Origin of the sequence: Sorangium sp. So ce406 (genome assembly GCF_051474675.1) — a bacterium.
GTDB lineage: Bacteria > Myxococcota_A > Polyangia > Polyangiales > Polyangiaceae > Sorangium > Sorangium cellulosum_G.
The window spans coordinates 8,131,944-8,154,003 of record NZ_CP150340.1 but is presented as its reverse complement, the minus strand read 5'-3'; the positions used below and the strand labels follow the sequence as shown (position 1 = coordinate 8,154,003).

At 72.3% G+C, this 22,060-nt stretch carries 17 protein-coding genes; 6 read left to right on the top strand and 11 right to left on the bottom strand.

Annotated features, from left to right (window positions below; translation table 11 throughout):
- Window positions 1-56: 56 nt before the first annotated feature.
- Window positions 57-2,111, bottom strand: coding sequence for a DUF4215 domain-containing protein (locus WME96_RS30270; protein WP_437285073.1), 2,055 nt, complete (start codon window positions 2,109-2,111; stop codon window positions 57-59).
- Between the two features lie 280 nt (window positions 2,112-2,391).
- Here WME96_RS30270 and WME96_RS30265 point away from each other — a divergent pair, with 280 nt between their 5' ends.
- Window positions 2,392-3,360 (top strand): ornithine cyclodeaminase family protein, encoded by a 969-nt coding sequence (locus WME96_RS30265; protein ID WP_437285072.1) that lies wholly within the window; start codon window positions 2,392-2,394, stop codon window positions 3,358-3,360.
- Between the two features lie 10 nt (window positions 3,361-3,370).
- Here WME96_RS30265 and WME96_RS30260 read toward each other — a convergent pair whose 3' ends face one another.
- The 4 genes from WME96_RS30260 to WME96_RS30245 all read right to left on the bottom strand — a co-directional run bounded on the left by WME96_RS30260 (window position 3,371) and on the right by WME96_RS30245 (window position 8,595).
- On the bottom strand, window positions 3,371-4,588 hold the full coding sequence (locus tag WME96_RS30260; RefSeq protein WP_437285071.1) for a formylglycine-generating enzyme family protein: 1,218 nt from the start codon (window positions 4,586-4,588) through the stop codon (window positions 3,371-3,373).
- A 100-nt stretch (window positions 4,589-4,688) separates the two neighbouring features.
- The gene (locus WME96_RS30255; RefSeq protein WP_437285070.1) at window positions 4,689-6,326 is read right to left on the bottom strand and encodes a protein kinase domain-containing protein; all 1,638 of its coding nucleotides are present in this window, start codon (window positions 6,324-6,326) and stop codon (window positions 4,689-4,691) included.
- Between the two features lie 286 nt (window positions 6,327-6,612).
- Window positions 6,613-7,698, bottom strand: coding sequence for a hypothetical protein (locus WME96_RS30250; protein ID WP_437285069.1), 1,086 nt, complete (start codon window positions 7,696-7,698; stop codon window positions 6,613-6,615).
- A gap of 3 nt (window positions 7,699-7,701) precedes the next feature.
- Complete coding sequence (locus tag WME96_RS30245) at window positions 7,702-8,595, bottom strand: formylglycine-generating enzyme family protein (RefSeq protein WP_437285068.1); 894 nt, start codon at window positions 8,593-8,595, stop codon at window positions 7,702-7,704.
- On the opposite strand from WME96_RS30245, the gene WME96_RS30240 reads away from it, so the two are divergent.
- The 3 genes from WME96_RS30240 (at window position 8,582) to WME96_RS30230 (ending at window position 11,693) form a co-directional block, all read left to right on the top strand.
- The gene (locus WME96_RS30240) at window positions 8,582-9,073 is read left to right on the top strand and encodes a hypothetical protein (protein ID WP_437285067.1); all 492 of its coding nucleotides are present in this window, start codon (window positions 8,582-8,584) and stop codon (window positions 9,071-9,073) included. The two genes, WME96_RS30245 and WME96_RS30240, sit on opposite strands and share 14 nt — an antisense overlap.
- Window positions 9,074-9,701: 628 nt before the next feature.
- Window positions 9,702-10,091 carry a DUF4351 domain-containing protein gene (locus WME96_RS30235; RefSeq protein ID WP_437285066.1) on the top strand — a complete coding sequence of 130 codons (390 nt, stop codon included), beginning with the start codon at window positions 9,702-9,704 and terminating at the stop codon, window positions 10,089-10,091.
- Between the two features lie 624 nt (window positions 10,092-10,715).
- The gene (locus WME96_RS30230) at window positions 10,716-11,693 is read left to right on the top strand and encodes a hypothetical protein (protein ID WP_437285065.1); all 978 of its coding nucleotides are present in this window, start codon (window positions 10,716-10,718) and stop codon (window positions 11,691-11,693) included.
- Window positions 11,694-12,470: 777 nt separating this feature from the next.
- On the opposite strand, the gene urtE is transcribed toward WME96_RS30230, so the two are convergent.
- The 5 genes from urtE to urtA form a co-directional block, all read right to left on the bottom strand.
- The gene (gene urtE / locus WME96_RS30225; RefSeq protein ID WP_437285064.1) at window positions 12,471-13,172 is read right to left on the bottom strand and encodes an urea ABC transporter ATP-binding subunit UrtE; all 702 of its coding nucleotides are present in this window, start codon (window positions 13,170-13,172) and stop codon (window positions 12,471-12,473) included.
- A gap of 5 nt (window positions 13,173-13,177) precedes the next feature.
- The gene (gene urtD / locus WME96_RS30220; protein ID WP_061620085.1) at window positions 13,178-13,999 is read right to left on the bottom strand and encodes an urea ABC transporter ATP-binding protein UrtD; all 822 of its coding nucleotides are present in this window, start codon (window positions 13,997-13,999) and stop codon (window positions 13,178-13,180) included.
- Between the two features lie 64 nt (window positions 14,000-14,063).
- The gene (gene urtC, locus WME96_RS30215; RefSeq protein WP_437285063.1) at window positions 14,064-15,221 is read right to left on the bottom strand and encodes an urea ABC transporter permease subunit UrtC; all 1,158 of its coding nucleotides are present in this window, start codon (window positions 15,219-15,221) and stop codon (window positions 14,064-14,066) included.
- 14 nt (window positions 15,222-15,235) lie between these two features.
- The gene (gene urtB / locus WME96_RS30210) at window positions 15,236-16,132 is read right to left on the bottom strand and encodes an urea ABC transporter permease subunit UrtB (RefSeq protein ID WP_437285062.1); all 897 of its coding nucleotides are present in this window, start codon (window positions 16,130-16,132) and stop codon (window positions 15,236-15,238) included.
- Window positions 16,133-16,168: 36 nt separating this feature from the next.
- Window positions 16,169-17,467, bottom strand: a complete 1,299-nt coding sequence (gene urtA / locus WME96_RS30205; RefSeq protein ID WP_437285061.1) for an urea ABC transporter substrate-binding protein — start codon at window positions 17,465-17,467, stop codon at window positions 16,169-16,171.
- 791 nt (window positions 17,468-18,258) lie between these two features.
- On the opposite strand from urtA, the gene WME96_RS30200 reads away from it, so the two are divergent.
- Entirely contained in the window at window positions 18,259-18,936 is a 678-nt protein-coding gene (locus WME96_RS30200) for a hypothetical protein (protein ID WP_437285060.1), read from the top strand.
- Between the two features lie 649 nt (window positions 18,937-19,585).
- Complete coding sequence (locus tag WME96_RS30195; RefSeq protein WP_437285059.1) at window positions 19,586-20,110, top strand: hypothetical protein; 525 nt, start codon at window positions 19,586-19,588, stop codon at window positions 20,108-20,110.
- A gap of 144 nt (window positions 20,111-20,254) precedes the next feature.
- Here the strand turns inward: WME96_RS30195 and WME96_RS30190 are convergent, their stop codons facing one another.
- Window positions 20,255-22,060: a hypothetical protein gene (locus WME96_RS30190; protein ID WP_437285058.1), complete on the bottom strand. Its 1,806-nt coding sequence runs from the start codon at window positions 22,058-22,060 to the stop codon at window positions 20,255-20,257.

The window sequence follows — 22,060 nt, the reverse complement described above, 5'->3', positions numbered from 1 at the left end:
CTCATCCGCCCCGACGCGAGGGCGCTCCGGGCGCGCCCGTGGCGCGGCGCCGGGGATCAGCGGGCGGGCGTGAACGCGAGGTTGAGCGTGTACCGCCCGGCGTCCGCCACGCTGTACGTGTCGACGAAGATGAAGAGGGGCGCGCCGCCGTCGACATCGAGCTCGAGCCTCTCGACGCGGCCGGCGGCCGCGCTGTCCTCGCACCGGATCTGGGAGTCCGCGTCCGCGCAGCTCGTCCGCACGTAGAGCCCGAGGTCGGTCGCGGAGGACAGCGCCAGCGTCAGCGTGCCGTCGCTCGGCGGCATGTACGTGTGGATCTTCTCCGGCATCCCGCGCGTGAAGCAGGTGCCGTTGAACAGCCTCGTGCCGGTCGACGTGTCGCCCTGGTTGTCGCCGAGGACGGCCGGGAGCGCGTCGGCGCAGGCATCGTCGAGCTCCAGGGTGCACTCGGCCGAGCAGCCGTCGCCGCTCGTGGTGTTGCGGTCGTCGCACTCCTCGGGCTGGCTGATGATCCCGTCGCCGCAGATGGCCGGAGAGAACACGAAGTCGAGCGTGTACGGCCCAGCGTCGTCCGGGGAGTAGGCGTCGACGAAGATCGGGACCGCCTCGTCCCTGTGCACGACGAGCTCGAGCTCCTCCTCCTCGAGACGGGTGTCCGTGGCGGCGTACTCGTCATTGCAGTCGATCTCGGCGAAGCTGTTCGTGCACACCGTGCGGGCATAGAGCCCGTGATCGCTCTCCGACTGGAGCACGACGAGGAGCGTGCCGGACTGGCCTGCGGGCGGCCTGAACAGGTGGAGCTGCTCAGGCCCGCCGCCCGTGCAGCTCGCCTGGAACACGCTCGTGCCGGTCGACGTGTCGCCCTCGATTGTCGTCGTCGTCGTCACGGCCGCGGCGTCCGCGCAGGCTGCGTCGGCGATCGGGCCGCAGGTCGCGCTGCAGTCGTGGTCCGCGCAGTCGGTCAGGCCGTCGCCCTCGTCGTCCACGCCGTCGGCGCACGCCGCCTCGCCCGGCTTGCAGGTGCTGTCGAACGGGTCGCACATGCCGACCTCCGTGCACTGCGCGTGGTCGGTGCACGCCGGGGTGCACGCGGTGATTCCGTCGACAATCTCGCTGCATGTGTAGCCGTCACGGCACGCGTCCGGTCCGCTGCACCTGAGGACGCACAGGCCCACGCCCTCGCCGAAATCGACGCAGACGCCGCCCTCGGAGCACGCGCCCACGGCGGGATCGCACGGGCTCGCGCAGGAGCCGGACGGCCATCCCCATTCGGTCTCCGTGATGCAGTACTCGCCGGCGCAGGCCTCGTGGTCGGCGCACGCGGCGCCGTAGATGGTGGAGGGACCTCCGCCGGTGCCGCCGGTGGGCTCGGCGCCACCAGCGCCGGTGGGCTCAGCGCCGCCAGAGCCGGTGGCGCCGCCGGTTCCCGTGGGCTCGGCGCCGCCAGAGCCGGTGACGCCGCCGGTTCCCGTGGGCTCAGCGCCGCCAGAGCCGGTGACGCCGCCGGTTCCCGTGGGCTCAGCGCCGCCAGAGCCGGTGACGCCGGTTCCCGTGGGCTCAGCGCCACCAGAGCCGGTGGCGCCGGTGGGCTCGGCGCCGCCAGTGCCCGTGGCGCCAGTGGGCTCGGCGCCACCAGTGCCCGTGGCGCCGGTGGGCTCAGCGCCACCAGTGCCGGTGGCGCTACCGGTGCCGGTGGGCTCAGCGCCGCCAGAGCCGGTGGCGCCGCCGGTGCCGCCGGTGGGCTCGGCGCCGCCAGAGCCGGTGGCGCTACCGGTGCCGGTGGGCTCGGCGCCGCCAGAGCCGGTGGTGCCGCCGGTGGGCTCGGCGCCGCCAGAGCCGGTGGCGCTACCGGTGCCGGTGGGCTCGGCGCCGCCAGAGCCGGTGGCGCTACCGGTGCCGGTGGGCTCGGCGCCGCCAGAGCCGGTGGCGCTACCGGTGCCGGTGGGCCCGGCGCCACCGCTGCTGCCGGTGCTGGTCGCGTCCGACCCGCCGGTGCCGCTGCCTGTCACGTCGATGCCACCGGCACCACCGGAGCCGCCACTGCCACCTTCACCGTCATCGTCGCCACACCCGGCGGTCGTCGAGAGCGCGAGCACAAAGAGACCTGCCACGAGTCGTATGTTCATCCACCCGCTCCACCAGAAACAGATTGTCGGGACGCGAGGTGAACCGCACCCCACGCCGCAGCGCCACGCCATCTTCGGCGCAACAGCATCGCCTGCCAACCCCTCTGTCGTGTCCTCCGCAATCTCATCCGCGCTCCCGGACGCGGCGTGTGCGCCGAGCTGCGCCGTGACCCCCGCGGAGAGGCGGCGCGCCGAGCGTGCCAGCGCGCCCATCCGCGGCCGGATCGCGTGCGTTCGGCGGAGCGCTGGCGTACGTTCGCGCACGATGACGCCCGAGAAAACACTGCTCCTCTCCCAGTCCGATGTGGCCTCCCTCCTCTCCATGGAGGCGGCCATCACCGCCGTGGAGGCGGCGTTCGCGGCGTACGGCCGAGGCGAGGCCGCGATGCCGCCGAAGGTGTACCTGGGGCTCCCGGCCCACGACGGCGATCTCCGTGCGATGCCGGCCTACGTCGACGGATCGGCCGGGGTGAAGTGGGTCAATTCCCACCCGAAGAACCCCGCGCGCTTCGGCCTGCCGTGCGTCAGGGGGCTTTATCTCCTCAGCGACCCGGCCACGGCGACGCCCCTCGCGGTGATGGACGCGACCCGCCTCACGGCGGTGCGGACCGGCGCGGCGGCGGCGATCGCGTCGAAGCACCTCGCGCGGCCGAACCCCCGGACCCTCGGCTTCATCGGCTGCGGCGTGCAGGCGCGCTTCCTCCTCGACGCCCACCGCGCCGTTTACGGCGATCGGCTGGAGGTGCTCACCGCGGACGTGTCGCGCGAGGCGAGCGAGCGGTTCGCGGCCGAGGCGGGCGGGCGCGCCGTCTCGACGGAAGAGGCCTCGGGCTGCGACATCCTCTGCACCTCGACGCCGGCGCGCGCGCCGGTCGTGCAGCGCGCGTGGGTCCGGTCGGGGGCGCACATCAACGCGATGGGCGCCGACGCGCCCGGCAAGCAGGAGCTCGATCCGGAGATCCTCCGGGACGCGCGCGTGATCATCGACGACTGGGCGCAGGCGACCGAGAGCGGCGAGGTCAACGTGCCGCTGCACGCGGGCGCCCTGCACCGCGAGCACATCCAGGGCACGATCGGCGAGATCGTCGCGGGCAAGCTCGCCGGGCGCGGCGACGCGGCCATCACGGTGTTCGACTCGACAGGGCTCGCGATCCAGGACGTCGCGCTCGCCCGCGTCGTCTACGCCGCCGCGCGCAGCAAGGGCGCGGGCACGTCGTTCGACTTCTTCGCCTGAGCGCGGCGCGCTACGGCGTCCGCGCGCACCGGACGCCGATGCTGTAGTAGACGGTCGCGGGCGCGACGTTGACGCGCTCGGACGACAGCAGGAAGTTCGGCTTGCCGAACGCGCTCCCGCCGCGGACCACCCGCTCCGCGGTGTCGGTCAAGTTCGCGCAATCGACGCACGGGGACGGGTAGTCGCCGAACCCGTCCAGCACCCACTCCCGCATGCTCCCGCCGAGATCGGCCTGCGTCCACCGCCCGTCGCCCCTCGGCGAGAAGGACCCGACAGGCACGATGTCCGAGAGATCGCTCTGGAACGTGCAGCCCGGCGCCGCGCTCTCGCGGCAATCATACGACGCATAGCTCGCGTCGATGTCCGTCGACTCCGGCGGGCTCGACCACGGATACTGCCGCTGCTCGCTCCCTCCGGCTGCCGCGTAGTTCCACTCGGCTTCCGTCGGCAGCCGGCCCCCGTCCCACGCGCAAAACGCGGCGGCGACGTACCAGCTCACGCAGTTCATCGGCAGGTGATCGTACGCGCCGGGAGCATCGGTCCACGTGGGCATGTCCGGGTTGTCCGGAGCGCACGTCACCGCGGCCCTCAGCGCCGCCGCGTCCGCGGGCAGCTCGCTGCTCCAGGCGGGATTCCACCCGCTGCCCTGGATGCCCGGGTGCGCCCCCGCGTCGGCGACTGGCTGGCTCCCGGGATACGCCTCCACGAACTTCCGGAACCTCCCCACCGTCACCTCGAAGCGATCCAGCAAGAAGCCGCCCACCGTGGCCGGAAACTCCGGATTGTTGCTGCGATCGAAGCTCCCCGCGGGGATCATCGCGGTCGCGCAGCAGCTCTCGGCGCTCCCTGGCCCGCACGTGGAGGGCAGCCCGTCGCAGCTCGGCGGCGCCGTGCACGTCCCCCCGCGGCACACGGGCGCTTCTGCAGGGCACGCCTCCGGTGTGCCCCACTGCCCGAGATCGCTGCACCGCTGCACCCGGTTGTCCGTGCACCGCGCGTTGCTGGGGGTGCACTCTCCGCTGCCGCCATGGCCGCCGCCGCCTGGGCCCGCGCTGTCGTCGCCGCCGTGGCCTGTGTCTCCGCCGCCGGAGCCGGTATCCTGGCCGCCGGAGCCTGCGTCGCCGGTCTCCACCGGGTGATAGTCCGCATCGAGCCCCAAAAGCGCCGTACAACCGCTGGCCATGAAGGCCGACGCCGCCCACCATCGTGCAGCGCGCTTGCTTCTCATCGCTTCTCCTTAGCTCCCTCGGCGTCGATCGCGGGCACCCTCAGCAGGCGAGTCGACGAGATGGGGACGAGCCGCGACGACCGCGCGGCGGCCGCCGGCCTCAGTAACGACCGAAGAGGGAGCTCTGGGGTGTCTTCTTGGGCGGCGTCGATGTCCTGGCGCTCGCGACCGGCTTCGGCGCCGGGGTCGCCGTCTTGCTCGGGCGCGCCGCGGGAGGCGCGCTCGCCGTGGGCGCAGCCGCGACGCGCGCGCTGGGCGCCGGCGTCACCGTCGGCGCCGCGACGGCGACCGGCGTCGGCAGCGCCGCCGCGCCCGGTTCGAGCGCCGCCGCGCCCGGTTCGAGCGCCGCCGCGCCCTGCTCCAGCGCGGTGCCGGGCTCGCGCGCCGCCGCGCTCGGCGCGAGGGCCGGCGCAGCCCCTGCGGGCGCGGCCGTGGCTTGCTCCGGCGTGGTCGTGCTCGCGGCGGCGACCTCCGGGACCGCCGGCACCTCGCCGCCCCCCGAGCGCACCGAGAGCCAGACCCCCGCGGCCACGAGCGCGCCGAGGCCCAGCGCGGCCATCCCGGCGATGAGCGGCGCCCGGCGCGGCCTCGGTGGCAGCGAGCCCATCGCGGCCCCGGTCGACGTCGCCGCCAGCCGCAGGGCCGGCGAGCCGGCGCCGAGCTCGGGCGACGGGGTCATCCCCAGCGCCGACTCGGTCCGCTGGAGGGGCGGCGGCAGATCGGGGTGCGACGGCGCGCTCTGTCGCGCCCCGGGCGAGGGCGGCGAGCTCGGGTTCAGCCCGGGCGGCAGCGCGCTCGCGTACAGCCCGGGCGACGACGGCGAGCTCGCGAACGCCGCGCGCCGCCCGCCCACCGGGATGCCGAACACCTCGCCCAGGGCCTGCACCGCCTCGGTCGCCCTGCGAAACCGCGCCGCGGGATCGACCGCCGTGGCCCGGGCGAACCACGCGTCGAAGCCCGGCGGCAACGCCGCGCCCATCGCGCGCGCGCGCTGCACCGGCGGCTCCTGCGGGCCGCGGATGGCCAGCATCGCGAAGGCGATCACGTCGCCCGCCTCGTTCGCCTCGGGGTCCCAGTACGGCAGCCCCACCAGCAACGTGAACGCCATCATGCCCAGGGCGTGGATATCCGCTGCTCCGGTAAGCTTCTTTCCGACCTGGAATTGCTCGGGCGCCATGTAGAGCGGCGTGCCGAGGCTGCGCGTGGCCCCGGCCGCGGTGGCGCCCTCCGCGACGAGCTTCGCCACGCCGAAGTCGAGGATCTTCACGAGGAACGAGCCGTCCTCGCGCTGCGACAGGAAGAGGTTCGCGGGCTTGAGGTCCCGGTGCACGATGTTCGCCGCGTGGGTCCGGTCGAGGGCCAGCGCAGCCTGGTGGAGGTACGTCACCGCCTCGTCGGGCGGCAGGCGGCCGACGCGCTGGAGCCGATGGCCGAGCTCCTCGCCGCGGAGCAGCTCCATGACCAGGAAGGGCATCCCGGTCGCCTCGTCGACGCCCGCGTCGAAGACATCGACGATGTGCTCGCTCTCGATGTGCGCCGCGATGCGCGCCTCGCGCTTGAAGCGCTCGCGCATTTCCTCGCTCTGGAAGAGGTGCGCGTGCATGACCTTGAGCGCGCGGCGGCGCTCGGTCTCGAGGTGCACCACCTCGTGGACGGCCCCCATCGCGCCAGAGGCGATGAGGCGCACGACGCGATAGCGGCGCGCGAAGACGGTCCCTTCCGCCAGTGTAGTCGACACGATCGGGGAGGGTCGCGTGGCGCGCGGGCGGCGTCAAGGATGCGCGGCCGCGCGCCACGAGGATCGCCCGTGCGCAGCGGACCGTGCGCAGCGGACCCCGATGCTGTCGACGGGCGTCGACGGGTCGTTGTTGCCACGGACATACGTGGACAGGTTCGCCGCCGCGTGGTCCGAGCGAGCTCCCGTCCGCTGGCCTCCCGCCCGGGGGGCCACCGCGCGGAGATCGCGGCGCTTCAAGCTCCCGGGAGCGCCGACGACGGGCGGTTCCGGAGGGCGCCGCCGTCTCTCAGAAGCTCCCTCGCGCGCCGACGACAGCGCCCGTCGGCCCGACCTGCAGCACCCCCGCGCCGACCCACCTCGGGGCCGCGCCGGTCGCCGGGCCCGGCGGCTTCGGCTCGGTCCAGTACAGCACCGCCGCCGCGCCCAGCCCGGCCAGCCCCACCCCGAATCCGATCGTGCTGATCAGGGCCATCGTGTTCCCGCTGCTCGCGGCGTCGACGCCTGTCGCGTCACAGGCCTTCTCGTCGCTCGCGCCGATCGCGCTGCCGCAGTGCTCGTCGACGGCCGCCTTCTTCCCGAGCACGAGCACGCCCATGATCCCGCCGAGCACGATCCCCGCCGCGCCGACCCCGCCCGCCACGTAAGCGGCAGTCCGCCGGCCCCCCGGGGTCGTCGACGCGTCCGGGGCAGCCGGCGTATCCGGCGTCGTCGGCTGCGTCCCGGACTCCAGCGCTCGCGGCGTGGACGTCGGCGGCGGCGGCGCGGAGGCATCGGGCGCCGGCGCTTCCTTGATCTCGAGCGTCAGCGTCTTCGTCTCGCCCTCGGCGAGCGTGATGGTCTGTTCCCACACGGGCCCTCCGGGGGCCTGCGTCGACAGCCGGTGCTCCCCCGGATCCACCGGCAGCGCGACGCCCAGCGCGGCCGCGCCCAGCGTGTTGCCGTTGCGCTTCACGACCGTGCCGGCCGGGGCGCTTGCCGGCAGCGACAGCGCGAGCCTCGGCACGCGCGGAGATAGCCGATCGCGCTCCGCCCTCGCCGCCTCGGGCCGCTTTCCTTGGCGGGCCTTCAGCGCCGGCGTCATCCGGTCGACCCAGGCCAGGTAGTTCCCGAGCTGCGTCACCGCGGTGGCGACGCGCCCCCACCGCGCCTCGCACATGGCCAGCGTGAACAGGGTGCCAGGCTGCGGATCGAGCTGCTCGCTCTCGGCGAGCGCCTTGCAGCCCGTCTCGTAGCGGCCTGCCTCCATGTCGGCGAGCCCTCGGTTGAAGAGCTCCTCCGCGGCCGCGACGTCCTGCGCCCGGGCGGGCGCGGAGAGCGAGAGCGAGCCGAGGACGACGAGGAGCGGCGTGGACCGGCGGAGCCAGGGCGTCATGTTCTAGGGTGTCCTCACGCAGCGGAATCCGATGTAACGGGTGAAGTCATTCTCGGGGTGATAGGCGCGCTCGAACTGTGTCGCCCGATCCTGATTCCAGCCCCCGCCCCGGATCACCCGATTGAGGGTCGCCCCCGGCTCGTCCAGCTCGGCGCAGTTCACGCATGGATTCACGTAATGGTCCCTGCTGATGAACGCGTCGAGCGTCCATTCGCCCATGCTCCCCGCCAGGTCCGCGTGCCTCCACCGTCCATCGCCTTTCGGCGATCTCGACCCGACAGGCGGCATGTCCGCGAACTCGCACGTGCCGGTCCCCGCCCCGAGGCAAGCATACGCCGCGTAGGTGCTGTCGATCGTCGTCGAGCCCGGCGGGACCGACCACGGATAGGCTCGCTGCTCGCTCCCGCCGGCTGCCGCGTAGTTCCACTCCGCCTCGGTCGGCAGCCGGCCCCCGTCCCACGCGCAGAACGCGAACGCGAGGTGCCAGAGGGTGCAGTTCATCGGCAGGCGCTCGTTGGCGCCGGGCGCATCGGTCCACGTGCTGTACTCGGATTCGCACCGGACCGCCGCGCTCAACCTGGCTCGGTCCGCGGGCAGGATCGCGTCCCAGTCCGGGTTCCACCCGCTCCCCGGGATCAGCGGGTGCGCGCCCGCTCCCGCCATCGGCGCGCTCTCGGGGTAGGCGTCCGCGAACATCCGGAACCTCGCCACCGTCACCTCGAACCGATCCATCTCGAAGCTGCTCACCGTGGCCGGAAGCTCGGGGTTGTTCTCCCGGTTGAAGGTCCCCCCGGGCACCTGCAACGCTGCGCAGCAGTTCTCGTTGCCGGTCGGCCCGCACGTCGCGGCGAGCCCGCCGCAGCGCGGCCGGCAGGTGCCGTCGATGCACACGGGCATCGTTCCCGTGCACGGCGAGGTGCTCTGCCACTCGCCGCTGGCGCAGCGTTGCGGTGTGTTCCCGGTGCATCGCCGCTCATCCGTAGTGCACGTCCCGCCGCCGCCGGAGCTGGTCGTCGTGGTGGTGGCGGAGGACGTGGTGGTGGCGGAGGTCGTGGTGGTGGCGGAGGTCGTGGTGGTGGCGGAGGACGTGGTGGTGGCGGAGGACGTGGAGCTGGTTGCTATCGGGCCGCCCCCGCTCGCGTCTCCGCCGCTGGTGCTGGTGCTGGCGGGGCCGCCGCCGCTCGCATCGCCCCCTGTGGTGCCGGAGCTCGTCGTCGCGGTGCCGCCGCTGCCGCCGTCCCCGCCGGAGCCGGTCGTCGTCGGGCTGCCGCCGGTGCCCGCGCCGCCGTCCCCGCCGGTTCCGGTCGCCGTTGCGTCGCCGCCGGTCCCGGTCGCGGCGCCGCCGGTCCCGGTCGCGGTGCCACTGTTCAGGTAGTAGTCGTCGTCCAGCCCGACGAGCGTGCCACACCCGCCGGCCATGAAGACCGATGCTGCCCACCACCACCCCGCGCGCCTGCTGAGCATGTCGCCCATTCCTACAGCCGGCGGACGGGCGCTGTCCACAGCGGTGCGACCGCGGGCGCCCTCCACCCTGGCCGTCCGGGCGTCGGCCCAGTATGGACATACCCATCCGCGCTTGCGCCGCGGCTGGAATGCGCGATGCGGTCGCGCCGTCGCGCCTGGTAAACCATGAACAACGCAGTCTGCGCCAGATCAGCCCCGGAGCTGGATGGCTGACGGATTGCCGGTGATCCTGTCGCGAGGCTGCTCGTGATTCCACCGCCCCCTCGTGTCGAGCGAACCGAGGGCTGCGATGATGCCCGCCGATCAACCCCGGAAGCAGCGCAGGTCGGGCGCGCCGCCCGGCAGCAGGACACGCAGGCTCACGCCATTACGCGCAAGCTGTCACAATGACGTCTCTATTTCTGCTACGCAGTGTCGATTGTTCGAATGCACTCCTTCTGGAGCGCTGATATCACCTCCGCCGTGGGCAACCTCGACGGGGCACGAAGCAGTCCTTCGCCGAGGACACCCCGCGCACTCCGGAACTCGACCGCCTGCGAGTGCTCTCCGCCCTGGCGTATGGCAGCAGCGAGCAGGGCGCGGCGATCGGCGCCGCGGTGCTGCCCGCGATCCGGGAGCTCGAGGAGGACAGGGCCAGGTTCTACGGCGGTCTCCTGCTAAATTCCCTGAACGAGGCGGCCCGCCGGGCGCTGGAGGTGATCATGAAGGGCTATGAGTACCAGAGCGATTTCGCCAAGAAGTACGTCGCGCTGGGACGCCAGGAAGGAGAGCGTGTCATGCTGCTGCGGCTTTTGCGCGCTCGCTTTGGCGAGCTGCCAGACGCCGCCGTGGCCCGGGTCGAAGGCGCCGAGACCGCCGCCCTCGAGCGGTGGGCCGAGCGGGTGCTCAGCGCGAAGACCCTCGCCGAAGTGCTGGACGAACCGAGCTGAGGAAGCAGTCGGGCCGGCCGGCACGCCGGCTCGGCCCAGGGGAGCCCGCGGCGCGCGCCGCAGCCGCTCTTCGCGCCCGCTCGTTCGCGTCGAGCGGACCGAGCGCCGGGATGGTACTCGCCGAGCAACGCCGGAAGCGCCGCAGGTCGAGCGAGCCGCCCGGCAGCAGGACGCGAAGACTCACGCCCTTACGCGCGAGCTGCCACAAGGGTGTCTCTAATTCTGCCGTGCAGCGTCGATTGTTGGAGTGCACTCCTCCCGGAGCGCTGAGTTCACCTCCGCCGTGGGCAAGCTCGACGGAGGCGCGAAGCAGACCGCCCGCCGGACGCCGGAGGCGAGCTCTGCCGGTAACGTGGTCATCGCGGGGCAACCTGGCGCCCACCCCGCCTCGGTGCGCGGTCGCGCGGCTCCGCGGCCGCCCCGACCGCGCGGCGCAGTATCGCCCCGGGCTCCGGGCCACGGTCATCCGCTCTCGCGCACTTGCGCGCATGTGCGCGAATTAATCTCTCTTTATCTGCCATGCAGAGCGCTTGTTCGAAGTGTACGGTCATTCGCTCTCGCGCGCTTGCGCGCAGGCACGCGAATTGATCTCTCTTTATCTGCCATCCCGAACACTTATTCGAAGTGCATCTCCGCAGGTGCGCTGTTATCAACGCCGCCGTGGGCAAGCTGGACGGGTTCGCGAAGCTGACCTTCGCCGAGGTGACCCCGAGCGTCACCGCCGGCTCCGCCGTATGGCACCGGCCGCCCGAGGTCCAGCTCGAGCGCGTCCAGGCTGATGGCTACCTCCGCGTGCTGCGGTCCGATGGCCTTGCTCCCCTCGCAGCGCCCTGGCCGGCGGCGCGCTTCCATGACGAGGTGGTCGTCGAGATCAAGATGGCCGGCGACCACGTCGACATCGTGGAGCTCCAGCGTGCGCTGCTACGCCGTCAGGTGCGCCAGGTCGAGCGCGTCGAGGAGCGCTCGCCGCCTTGGATGGGCGAGGAGCCGCTCTGGGTCGTCGCTCCCCGCCTGCCGTCGTGGCTACACACCGTCCGGGCGCTGAAGCGGTTCGCCCCTGGCTGTTACCGCGTCGGCTCCTCGCCGTTTCAGTTCCTCTGGATCGCGGCCAACGAGCTGCCGCTGCGGGACGAGCTCGTGCCGTTCCTTACTGCCCGCTCCGGAAAGGCCCTCGACGAATTCGCCCGGTGGGTCGCGCCGCGGCGGGATGTGGAATGGGTGATCTCCATGCTAGAATACCTGCCGATGTCACCGAAGACCCGTGAGGACTTGCTGCGACGGTTCGCCCGCGTCGACGACCCGGAGATCGAGGCGCGCAGGCAGTGGATCCTCCAGGCCCTGCTCGCCCACAGCCCGGAGGTCAGCGAGCAGCTCATCGAGCAGGGGATCGAGAAGGGGATCGAGCAGGGGATCGAGCAGGGGATCGAGAAGGGCCAGCTCACCGAAGCGCGCGCGCTGCTGCGCAGGGTGCTGGCTCGTCGCGGCTTCGCGCCGACCGCGGCGATGGAGACCCAGATCGACGCCTGCTCCGAGCTGGGCACCCTGCACCGATGGCTGGATCAGGCCATGACCGCGGACAGCGCAGAAGAGGCGCTGGCGTAGACGCGACGCGCGGCCGGCAGGGCCTCCCTGCCGTCGATCCGTCGCCGTCCGGCGGGCCGACCACGCCTTCGCCACGGGCTCGCCCGGGGGGGCATGAGCCTGCCGTCCTCGGCGCAGCGCCCGGCCATGGCCGCGCCGCCGCCGCGGCGGTCGCGTCATTGCGAGCATGCCGCCGGAATCGTGTCTGTATATCTGCCAGGCAGAGCGGTTATTGGCCATGCATCGCTGCTGGCGAGCTGATACCAGAGCGGCATGGGAAAGCTGGACGGGTTTCTGAAGCGGGCGTTCGCCGCGGCGACACCGCACGTGGACGCCAGTCACGCCGCTCGGCAGGATGCGCTCGCGCTGTGGCGTGAGCGCATGCAGGCCACCGGCTATCTGCGGGTGTCGCGGCCCGAGGGCCTGGCGCACCTGGCGGCGCCCTGGCCGGAGGCTCGGGATCACGAGGAAGTGCTGGTCGAGCTGAAGGTCGCCGGCGATCTCGTCGACGTGGTGGCGGTCAAGAGGGCCCTGCTCCGGCGGCAGGTGCGCGAGGTCGAGCGCGTCGAGGAGCGCTCGCCGGCCTGGATGGGCGAGGAGCCGCTGTGGTTCGTCGCTCCCGACGTGCCGTCGTGGCTGCACGGTGTACGGGTGCTGGAGCGCTTCGCGCCTGGTTGCTACCGAGTCGGGCCCTCGCCGTTTCCATTTCTGTGGATCGCCGCCAACGAGCTGCCGTTGTGCGACGACCTGGTGGTCGGCGCGGCTTGTCGGTCGCATGCCTGCGGACGTGCCGCCCCCTCAGACCGCCAGAAACTCCCTTGCGATCTCGTCGTCGAACTCCTCCACCTTCCCCCGCCGCACGATCCCCCCGTTATCCATGATGAAGTACTCGCTCGCCGTCGCGAGCGCGAAATCCAGGAACTGCTCCACGAGCAGGATCGCCATGTCCCCCTGCTTCCCGAGCCCTTTGATCACCTCGCCGATCTCCTGCATGATCGACGGCTGGATCCCCTCCGTCGGCTCATCCAGCAAGAGGAGCTTCGGCTTCCTCAGCAGCACGCGCGCGAGCGAGAGCTGCTGTTGCTGACCGCCGCTCAGCGTCCCCGCCGCCCGCGCCTGGAACTTCTTGAGGATGGGGAACATCTCCATCATCTCCTCCAGCGCCGCCGGGCTCGGCGTGGGATCGCTCTTCGCCTCGAAGCCCATCAGCAGGTTCTCTCGCACCGTCAGGTAGGGAAAGATCCCTCGCCCCTGCGGCACATAGCCGATCCCCGCGCGCGCCCTGTCGCTCGACGACCTCGTCGTCAGGTCCGTCCCGTCGAGCGCCACCTTCCCGCGCCGCGGCTTCAGCACGCCCATGATCGCCTTGAGCAGCGTCGTCTTGCCGACCCCGTTGCGGCCCAGCAGGCACGACACCCGGCCGGGCGCGACGTCCAGGCTGACCTGCGACAGGATGCAGCTCTCCTCGTAATAGACAGCGAGATCCTCGACAACCAGCATGCTCTTTACCGCTCCTCCGCCGCAGCCGTGGCCGCCGCGCCTCTGCCCGCGCGCGCCGCGTCGTGCGCCCGACCGAGGTACACCTCGATCACCTTCGCGTTGCCCTGGACCTCCTCGACAGGCCCCTCGCACAGCCTCCTGCCGGCGTGCAGCACCGTCACCGTGCTCGCGTAGCGCCGCACGAACTCCATGTCATGCTCCACCACCAGCACCGACCGGTGCCTCGCGATCTCCTGCACGAGCTCCCCCGTGCGGTCCCGCTCGCGCCGCGTCATCCCCGCCACCGGCTCGTCGAGCAGGAGCAGCTTCGGCTGCTGCACGAGCAGCATGCCGATCTCCAGCCACTGCCGCTCCCCGTGCGCCAGCACCGCGGCCCGCACGTCCGCGCGCCGCCGGAGCCCGATCCGGTCGAGCGTCTCGGAGATCTCCTTCTCCTGCGCCGCCGAGAGCCCGCGGAGCAGCCCCGGCGCGCTCTCCCGGAAGCCCAGCGCCGCCTCGAGGTTCTCGAGCACCGTGAGGCTGCCGAACACCGCCGGCGTCTGGAACTTCCTCCCGATGCCGAGCCGGACCAGGGCGTGCTCCGGCTGGCGCTGCACCTCGACGGCCTCTCGCCCCGACTCCCCACCTCCGAAGAACACCACCCGTCCGCTCGACGGCCGCGTCCTGCCGGTGAGGATGTCGAGCAGCGTCGTCTTCCCCGCGCCGTTCGGCCCGATAAGGAACCTGAGCTCCCCGCGCTGGATCGAGAAATCGAGCCCGTCCAGCACCTTGAAGCCGTCGAAGCTCACCGTCACCTGCTGGACCTCGACGATGTTGCCGCGGCTCATCACATCGCTCCTCGCTTGATCCCCGCTCATCTCGGCGTTTCTCCGCATGTTCCCCGTGTCCCGCTCAGCGCCCGGTCGTCGCCGGCGCCTCGGCGCGCGCCGCCTCGACCTCGTCCGCGCTCTCCACCCCGGCCGCCGCGGCGTCGCCCCGCGCGCCCGCCTCGCCGCGCGCGTCGCGGCGCCCGAGCCTCGCCGCGTGGCGCCGCAGGAAGCCCGCCACGCCCGTCGGGAGCAGCATGACCGACGCCGCGAACAGCGCGCCGAAGCCGAGCTGCCACACCTCGGGGTACGACTCGCTCAGCGCGCTCTTGCCCAGGCTCACCAGGATCGCCCCGAGGATCGCCCCGATCAGCGTGCCGCGCCCGCCGACCGCCACCCAGGTCACCATCTCGACCGACGGCATCACCCCCATCGACGACGGCGAGATGAGCCCGACCTGGCAGACGAACAGCGCCCCCGCGACGCCGGCCATGCCCGCCGACAGCGCGAACACCAGCGTCTTCAAGGTGACCGGGTTGTAGCCGAGGAAGCGCACCCGGTTCTCGTCGTCGCGCATCGCCACGAGCAGCCGACCGAAGCGCGACTGCGTGAGCCGCCGGCAGAGGAGATAGAGCGCCCCCAGGCAGAACAGCGTCACGAAGTAGAGCACCGTCTGCGTCCCGGCCGCCCCCCGCGCGAACCCGAAGATCGTCTTCAGGTTCGTGATCCCGTTCGTGCCGCCGGTGATCGCCTGCTGGCCGATGAAGAGGATCGACGCGATCAGCGTGAGCCCCTGGGTGATCAGCGAGAAATACACCCCCTGGACGCGGCTCCGGAACACGAGGTATCCGACCGCCGCCGCGATCGCCATCGGCACGATCACCACGGCGCAGAGCGCCACGACCGGCGACCGGAACGGCTCCCAGAAGAGCGGCAGCGCCGTGAGGCCGCTCCAGCTCATGAAGTCGGGCAGCTTCGCGCCGGACGTCTCCAGCTTGAGGTACATCGCCATCGCGTAGCCGCCGAGCCCGAAGAAGAGCCCCTGCCCGAGGCTCAGCATGCCGCCGTAGCCCCAGATGAGGTCGAGCCCGAGCGCGACGATGGCGAACGTGAGGAACTTGCCGAGCAGGTTCAGACGGAAATCCGAGAGCACGAGCGGCGCGGCGAGCAGCGGGAGCGCCAGGGCGAGCGGCGCTCCCCAGGTCCAGATGAACGTGCGAAGGGTGGAGTCTCGAGGGGCCATGTCCGTGTCCTCTTCTATCGGGTGCGCAGGGCGAGCAGGCCTGTCGGCCGCCACTGCAAAAAGGCGATCACCAGCGCGAACACGAGCGCCTTGCCGAGCGACGCGGTCGTCGAGAGCTCGAGCAGCGTGTTCGCCACGCCGATGACGAGCGCCGCCACCACCGTGCCGGGCAGCCGCCCGAGGCCCCCGAGGATGACCACCATGAAGGCGTCGACGATGTAGTTCGTCCCGAGCGACGGCCCGATCGAGCCGAGCTGCGTCAGCGCGCAGCCCGCGACCCCGGCGAGCCCCGCCCCGAGCGCGAACGTCGCGGCGTCGACCCGGCGCGCGCGCACGCCGAGGCACGCGGCCATCTCCCGGTTCTGCATCACGGCCCGCAGCCGCCGGCCGCCGGCCGAGCGGTGCAGGTACGTGTAGACCGCGGCGATGCACGCGATCACGAGCGCGATGAGGAAGACGCGCTTGTAGGGGAACTGCACCCCGTCCGAGAGCGCGACGCCGCCGCTCAGCCACGACGGGCTGGAGACCTGCACGTTGGACGCGCCGAACAGGCTGCGCGCCGCCTGCTGCAGGACGAGCCCGACGCCCCACGTGGCGAGCAGCGTGTCGAGCGGCCTGCCGTAGAGGAAGCGCACGATCGAGAGCTCGAGCGCCAGCCCGAGCACGCCGGCCACGAGGAACGAGGCCGGCAGCGCGAGCAGGAACCAGACCCCGGCCTCCGTCCCCCCGGCGAGCGGCGCAAGGTGCTGCCCGATGACGTACGTCGTGTAGGCCCCTGCCATGATGAACTCGCCATGGGCCATGTTGATCACGTTCATCAGCCCGAACGAGAACGCGAGGCCCATCGAGATGAGCAGGAGGATCGAGCCCAGGCTGAGGCCGTTGAAGGCGTGGAGAAGGACTTCGTTCATCGGGAGCACCAGAGAGGTTGAGGCCGCGCCGCCGCGCTACTTCGCGGCCAGCTCCTTCGCCCAGGGGAACGCGGTGAGGTACGGGTCCGGCTGGACCGGCTTGCCCGTGCTCCACACCTCGTCGATGAGGCCGTCCTGCCGCACCTTGCCGATGCGCACCGTCTTCCAGGTGTGCTGGGTCTTCCCGTCGAGCCGGACCGGGCCTTCGGGCGCGGCGTACTCGATGCTTCCGGCCTGCACGGCCTCCTTCACCTTGGCGACGTCGGTCGACTTCGCCTTCTCGACGGCCATCTTCCACAGGAAGACCCCGAAATAGCCCGCCTCGATGGGATCGTCCGTGACGCGCGCGGCGCCGTACTTGGCCTTGTACGCCTCGACGAACTTCTTGTTCTCGGGGGTGTCGGTGGTCTGGTAGTAGTTCCACGAGACGAGGTGTCCGGCGATGTTGTCGGCGCCGATGCCGCGCACCTCCTCCTCGGCGACGCTCACCGAGAGCACCGGGAGCTTCTCGGCGGTGTAGCCGGCGTCCTTGAACTGCTTGAAGAACGCCACGTTGCTGTCGCCGTTCAGCGTGTTGAAGATCGCGTCCGGCTTCGCCGCGCCGATCTTGCTGATGATCGTGCTGACCTCGGTCCCGCCGAGCGGCAGGTACTCCTCGCCGGCGAGCTCGCCGCCCTTCGCCGCGAGCTGCGCCTTGATGATCTTGTTGGCCGTGCGCGGGAAGACGTAGTCGGAGCCGAGCAGGTAAATGCGCTTCTTGCCCTTTTCGAGCAGGTAGTCGACCGCGGGGACGATCTGCTGGCTCGGCTCGGCGCCGGTGTAGAAGATGTTCGGCGACTGCTCCAGGCCCTCGTACTGGACGGGGTAGAACAGGAGGCCGTTCAGCTCCTCGAACGAGGGGAGCATCGCCTTGCGGCTCGCGCTGGTCCACCCGCCGAACACGACCGCCACGCCGTCCTGCTGGACGAGCTTCCTGGCCTTCTCGTTGAACGTCGGCCAATCGCTGGCGCCGTCCTCGATGACGGGCGTGAGCTGCTTGCCGAGGACGCCGCCCGCCTTGTTGATCTCCTCGATGGCGAGGAGCGTCGCGTCCTTCACCGCCACCTCGCTGATCGACATGGTGCCGCTCAGCGAGTGGAGCACGCCGACCTTGATGGTGGCGCCGTCCGACGCGGCCGCCGCGGGCGTCCCGGGCGAGGCCCCCGGCGCGGGCGCCTCCTCGCCCTCCTTCTCGCACGCGGAGAGCAGGGCCGCGCCGGCGAGGGCCGCCGCCGCGATGCAGAGCGCCCGCCGCCTCGAGGGGCCCGCCGCCGGCCGCTCCTCAACAACGTCCATCCCAGACGTGAACTTGTTCAACGCATCCTCCTTGGGTGCCGGGAGCCCGTTCAATGCCCTGCATCGACGCGGCGCGGCGAATCGACTGCACAAGAGCCGTTGTGAAGCTCGGGAGTCAGCGACTGCGCTGTGAGACTCCCGGCTGAGCGCCGAAGGCCCGCCCTGCCCAGCAAGGATCGGCCCTCGGACAGGGGGCCAACGACACGACGTCGTGGTGAAATGTCTTATGCCGAGCGCCATGTTTCCTCGAGGTTTCGCCGAGGTGAAATGTCGACCGGCCCGGCGACGCCGCGCGCTTTCCGGAGGCTGTTTGGATTCTCGATCACAAATCGAGTCTCGCGCTCCGTCATCGTCACCGCTCGTCACCGCTCGTCATCGCCTCCGGTTCCGTCGCGAGCGGGGCGCGCGTGGGCGGGGCGGGGAGGGGGCCGCGCGCCCCGCGCCCGGACAGGCCCAGCGGAACAACGGTGTCGCTCGCCGCGCGCCGGTGTGCCGCTGTGGGGAGCTCTGGCCGCCGCGCGCACGAGCGCTGAGCCCTCCGGCGCTGTCGTGATGAGGTGTGCTCTCCAGTGCAGCGAAAAACTTGTATCAAGAGCGGTAGAGGCCGAGTACACTGATGGACGCTGTCTGTGCCCTGTGCTCGGTCGACACGGAGGGCAGGCGGGGTGGAGCGTATGAGAAGCACGAGTCAACTGCCCGGTGAGACGGATCGACGATCTGCGGGCCACGGCGGCGGCGCCGCCGCGGCGCCGAGCAGCGCCGCGTCCGGGCCGCGGGACGAGAATTCGGTGGTGATCTCGCTGAGCGCGCTGCTCGCCGTGGAGGAGGCGGCCGCCGACAAGGCCGCCGGCGCGCGGGCCCATCACGGGGCGAAGGGCTCCGGGATGGTGGATATCCACGGCATGGAGGCCGGCGAGGAACAGCAGCGCAGCAGCTACCTGGATCTCTTTCCGTTCGGCGCCCCCGCCGAGCTGCCGGCGTTCAGGCCGCCGGATCTCACGCCCGTGCCGTCCGAGGTCCCGATCGACCTGCGCTCCCCGCGTCCGAGGCGCGCGGCGATCGTGCGTCTGGGCGCCATGGGCCTTGTCGGCGCCGCCGTCGTCGCCAGCGCGGTGTGGCTCGGCGCCCCGCGCGAGACGCTCCGCGCCGCCGCGCAGCCCGGCGTGCGGCACGCGGCGGGCGCGGCGCTGGCGCAGCTGCCCAGGGTGGAGGAGAAGCCCGCTGCCGCGCCGGCGCCCCCGGTCAGGCAGGCCGACAAGGCGCGCGATCGCGCCGCGCGCGGCGCCAAGGCGCGGCCCGCCGCCCCGTCCGGCGGAGACAGGGCGACGGCGAAGCGCCCCGCCGAGACCCGCGCCCCGGCGGCCGCGGCCGCCGCGCCGCCGCCGAGTCAGGGCGGCGCGCGCACGGCGGGCGACCCCTGCAGGGGCGATCTCGACTGCGCCATGCGGCGCGCCCTCGGCGGCTCGTAGCCGCGCCAGCGGCTCTCGGCGGCTCGTCGCCTCGCCGCCCCATGCTCTCCACGCCCGCCCGAGTTCACACCAGCGACGCCCGATACCGCACCAGCGAGCTCTGCTGCCCCGCTCCTGAGGAATCCCCTCAAATTCTGCGGAGAAATTCACAGGGAGGCGGGGAGGCGGGAAGGAAAACTCTCAAATACTCCCCGCCTCCCCGCCTCCCTGTTGAATTTCTCCTCTGGAAACGGCTGCAAAATAAGGGGATTCCTTGGCCCCCTTCTGTCGTGCCCTCTCGGCTGTCGAGCTCGCCTGAGCTCGCCAGTCCTCTGGAGAGCAGGTCATCCACGCCGTGGCGCTCGATCCCCCGCGAAACGACGGTGCTGACGTGTGTCTCTGCTGGAAAATACCGTTGATGGCCGAATTGTGCGCACGCGCGCCTACCTCACGCACAGCTTGCGTGAACGTGCGCACCTCGCGTGTTCCGAGCGGCGCATGGGCGCAGCGGTGAGCACGCGGCAGATACCATCACGAAAATTTATGGTGTAGGAACAGAACCCGGCGCCCACGGCGGCGCTGAAGTGCAGAGGAAGGGCTGCCGGGCGGCGTCGCGCGGCGTGTCCTTCATCACGAGCAGCGCAAATCTTCTTGGTTGGAGGATGAACTCATGAAGACCCTTGGTTTTGCGGCGATCCTGGTCAGCGTGTGCGCGATGGCGGCTTGTACGGTCAATGGCGGCAGCGGTTCGGGCGGCGCCGGCGGCGACGACGGCGAGGGCGGCTCGGATGCCTCCTCGACCACCTCTTCCACCACCACGGGCGGTGGTGAGGGCGGTGAGGGGGGCGGGGATGCGACCAACGAGTGCACCCCTCTCGCGTTCGACGAGTGCGTGACGTGCTGTCAGGACGCGAACTCCGCTGAGGTGGAGGCCCTCACCACGCTGACCTTCTGGCATTGCGGTTGCGAGGCGACCAGCCGGTGCGCCCAGTACTGCGACACAACGGATGAAGCGACCGACGTCTGCGGGGAAGACGGTGTGGTGAACATGGAGGTGGACAACCTCGACTGCGAGACGTGCGTCATCGAGGAGTCGTCGCCGGAGGACTCCGAGTGCTACGACGCCGCCTACACGGCCTGCGGCGAGGCCGACGACTGCCAGGCGCTCACCGCGTGCTCCGACACCTGCGAGTGATCTCCCGCGCTCCGGCGTGACCTGGCACGACAGGCGGCCTCTCCCAGGTCGCCTGTCGTGTTTTGTGGGCCTCACGCGACGTGGGCTCCGGCCCCGGTCGCGCTCTCCCGCGAGTTGCCGGCGCCGCGCGGCGCTCCGGGCGCGCTACGGCGCCATCCGGACCAGCAGGATGTCGGCCGCCGCCGACGTCGCGGCGGCGCCGTCGAGATCGACGCTCCCCTCCACCGTCCCCGCGAGCAGGACGTGGCCGCGGTCCGCGAAGGCCGTGACGCCCGCCGCGGACCGGCTCCCGCCGCTCGCCCCCGCGCCCGGGCGGAGCCGCTTGCTCCACACGTGGCGCCCCTCGGCGTCGAGCCGCGCCACCACGATGTCGCTGCCGCTGCTGCCGTCGCCGTCGAGCGGCCCGCCGCCGAGGTCGGCCGGCCCGCCGACGTCGCCGGCGAAGACGAGCCCGCCGTCCGCCGCGAGCGCGACGCGCGGCGGCCGCTCCGCCCGGTAGGACCGGCTGAAGCGGTGCTCCCGCGCGACCCCGAGCTCGACCACGAACGCCGACGCGCCCTCCGAGAACAGCGTGCTGCTGCCCAGATCGAGCAGCCCCTCGAACGTCCCGCTCAGCGCGAGCTCGCCGCCCGGCCCGACCTCGACGTCGCCCCCGTGCTGCTGGCGGCCGTCGCCGAACGAGAGCGACGCGATGTGATCGCCGCGCTCGTCGAGCTTGGCCAGGAACACGTCGCTCATCCCCGCCGACGAGAGCCGGGGCGCCTCCTCGCCGAACTGGACCTCGCCCTCGAAGCTCCCCGTCAGGACCACGTCCCCGCGCGCATCCACGGCCACGCCGGTCGGCTCCTGCGTCCCCGGGCCCCCGAACACCCGGGTCCAGAGCGGCAGGCCCCCCACGCTGAGCCGGGTCACCGCCACGTCGCTCCCGCCCGGCTCCGTCACCGCCAGCGCGACGACGACCTCGCCCGCCGCCGACACCGCGATGTCCTGCGGCCTGCCGAGGGGGAGCACCGCCCCCCAGCGCACCGCGCCCGCCGCGTCGAGCTTCACCACGAACCCGCGCGGCGCGGACGTGGTGAGCCCGGCGGCGCCCAGCACCCCGTCGAGCTCGCCGGTGATCACGATCCCGCCCGCCGGGTCCACCGCGAGCCCCTGGAGCGAGCCTTGCCCCTCGTCGATGAGCCGCTTCGTCCACACGACGGCGCCGTCCGCCGCGATCTGCGCGACGAAGACGTCGCGCTCGGCGCCGGTCGCGATCGGGCCGGCGCCGAGGTCGAGCGAGCCCTCGAACTCGCCGCCGAGGATCGCGAAGCCGCCGCTGCCCGCGGCGAGCGCGCGCGCCCGCTCCTGGCCGACGCCGCCGAGGAGCCCGCCCGGCGCGCCGGGGAGCAGCGCGCCGCAGTCCCCTCCGCCGCTGCAGTCCTCGTCGGCCGGCGTCGTGCAGTCCTCGGCGCGCGGCGTGACCTCGCCGGCGCACGCGCCCCACAGGCCGTCGGCCCCGCACGTGCGCTGGCCGGCGCTGCACGCGCCGACCCCCGCGGTCCCCGGCGGCCCCCCGTAGGGGCACGCCTCGACCGCCCCGGGAGCGCAGGTGCAGGCGTCGCCGGCCGCGGAGCCGCCCGGGCCGTCGCCGCTCCCGTCCGGCTCGTCGACCGCGCCGTCGCAGTCGTCGTCGGCGGCGTTGCCGCAGCGCTCGGGCGCGGGCGTGACCTCGCCCTCGCACGGGCCGTAGCCGTCGCCGGCGGCGTTGCAGCGCCGGAGGCCGGTCAGGCAGGCGCCGACGCCCTCGGTCGCCGGCGGCCCGCTGTAGCAGACGACGGCGGAGAGCGGCTCGCAGCGCTCCTCGACGAGGATGCCGTCCTCCAGCCCGAGCAGCGTGTTGCACCCGGCGCAGCCGAGCGCCACGAGCGAGAGCTGCTTGCCGATCCCGAGCGGTCCGCGCGCGCGCAT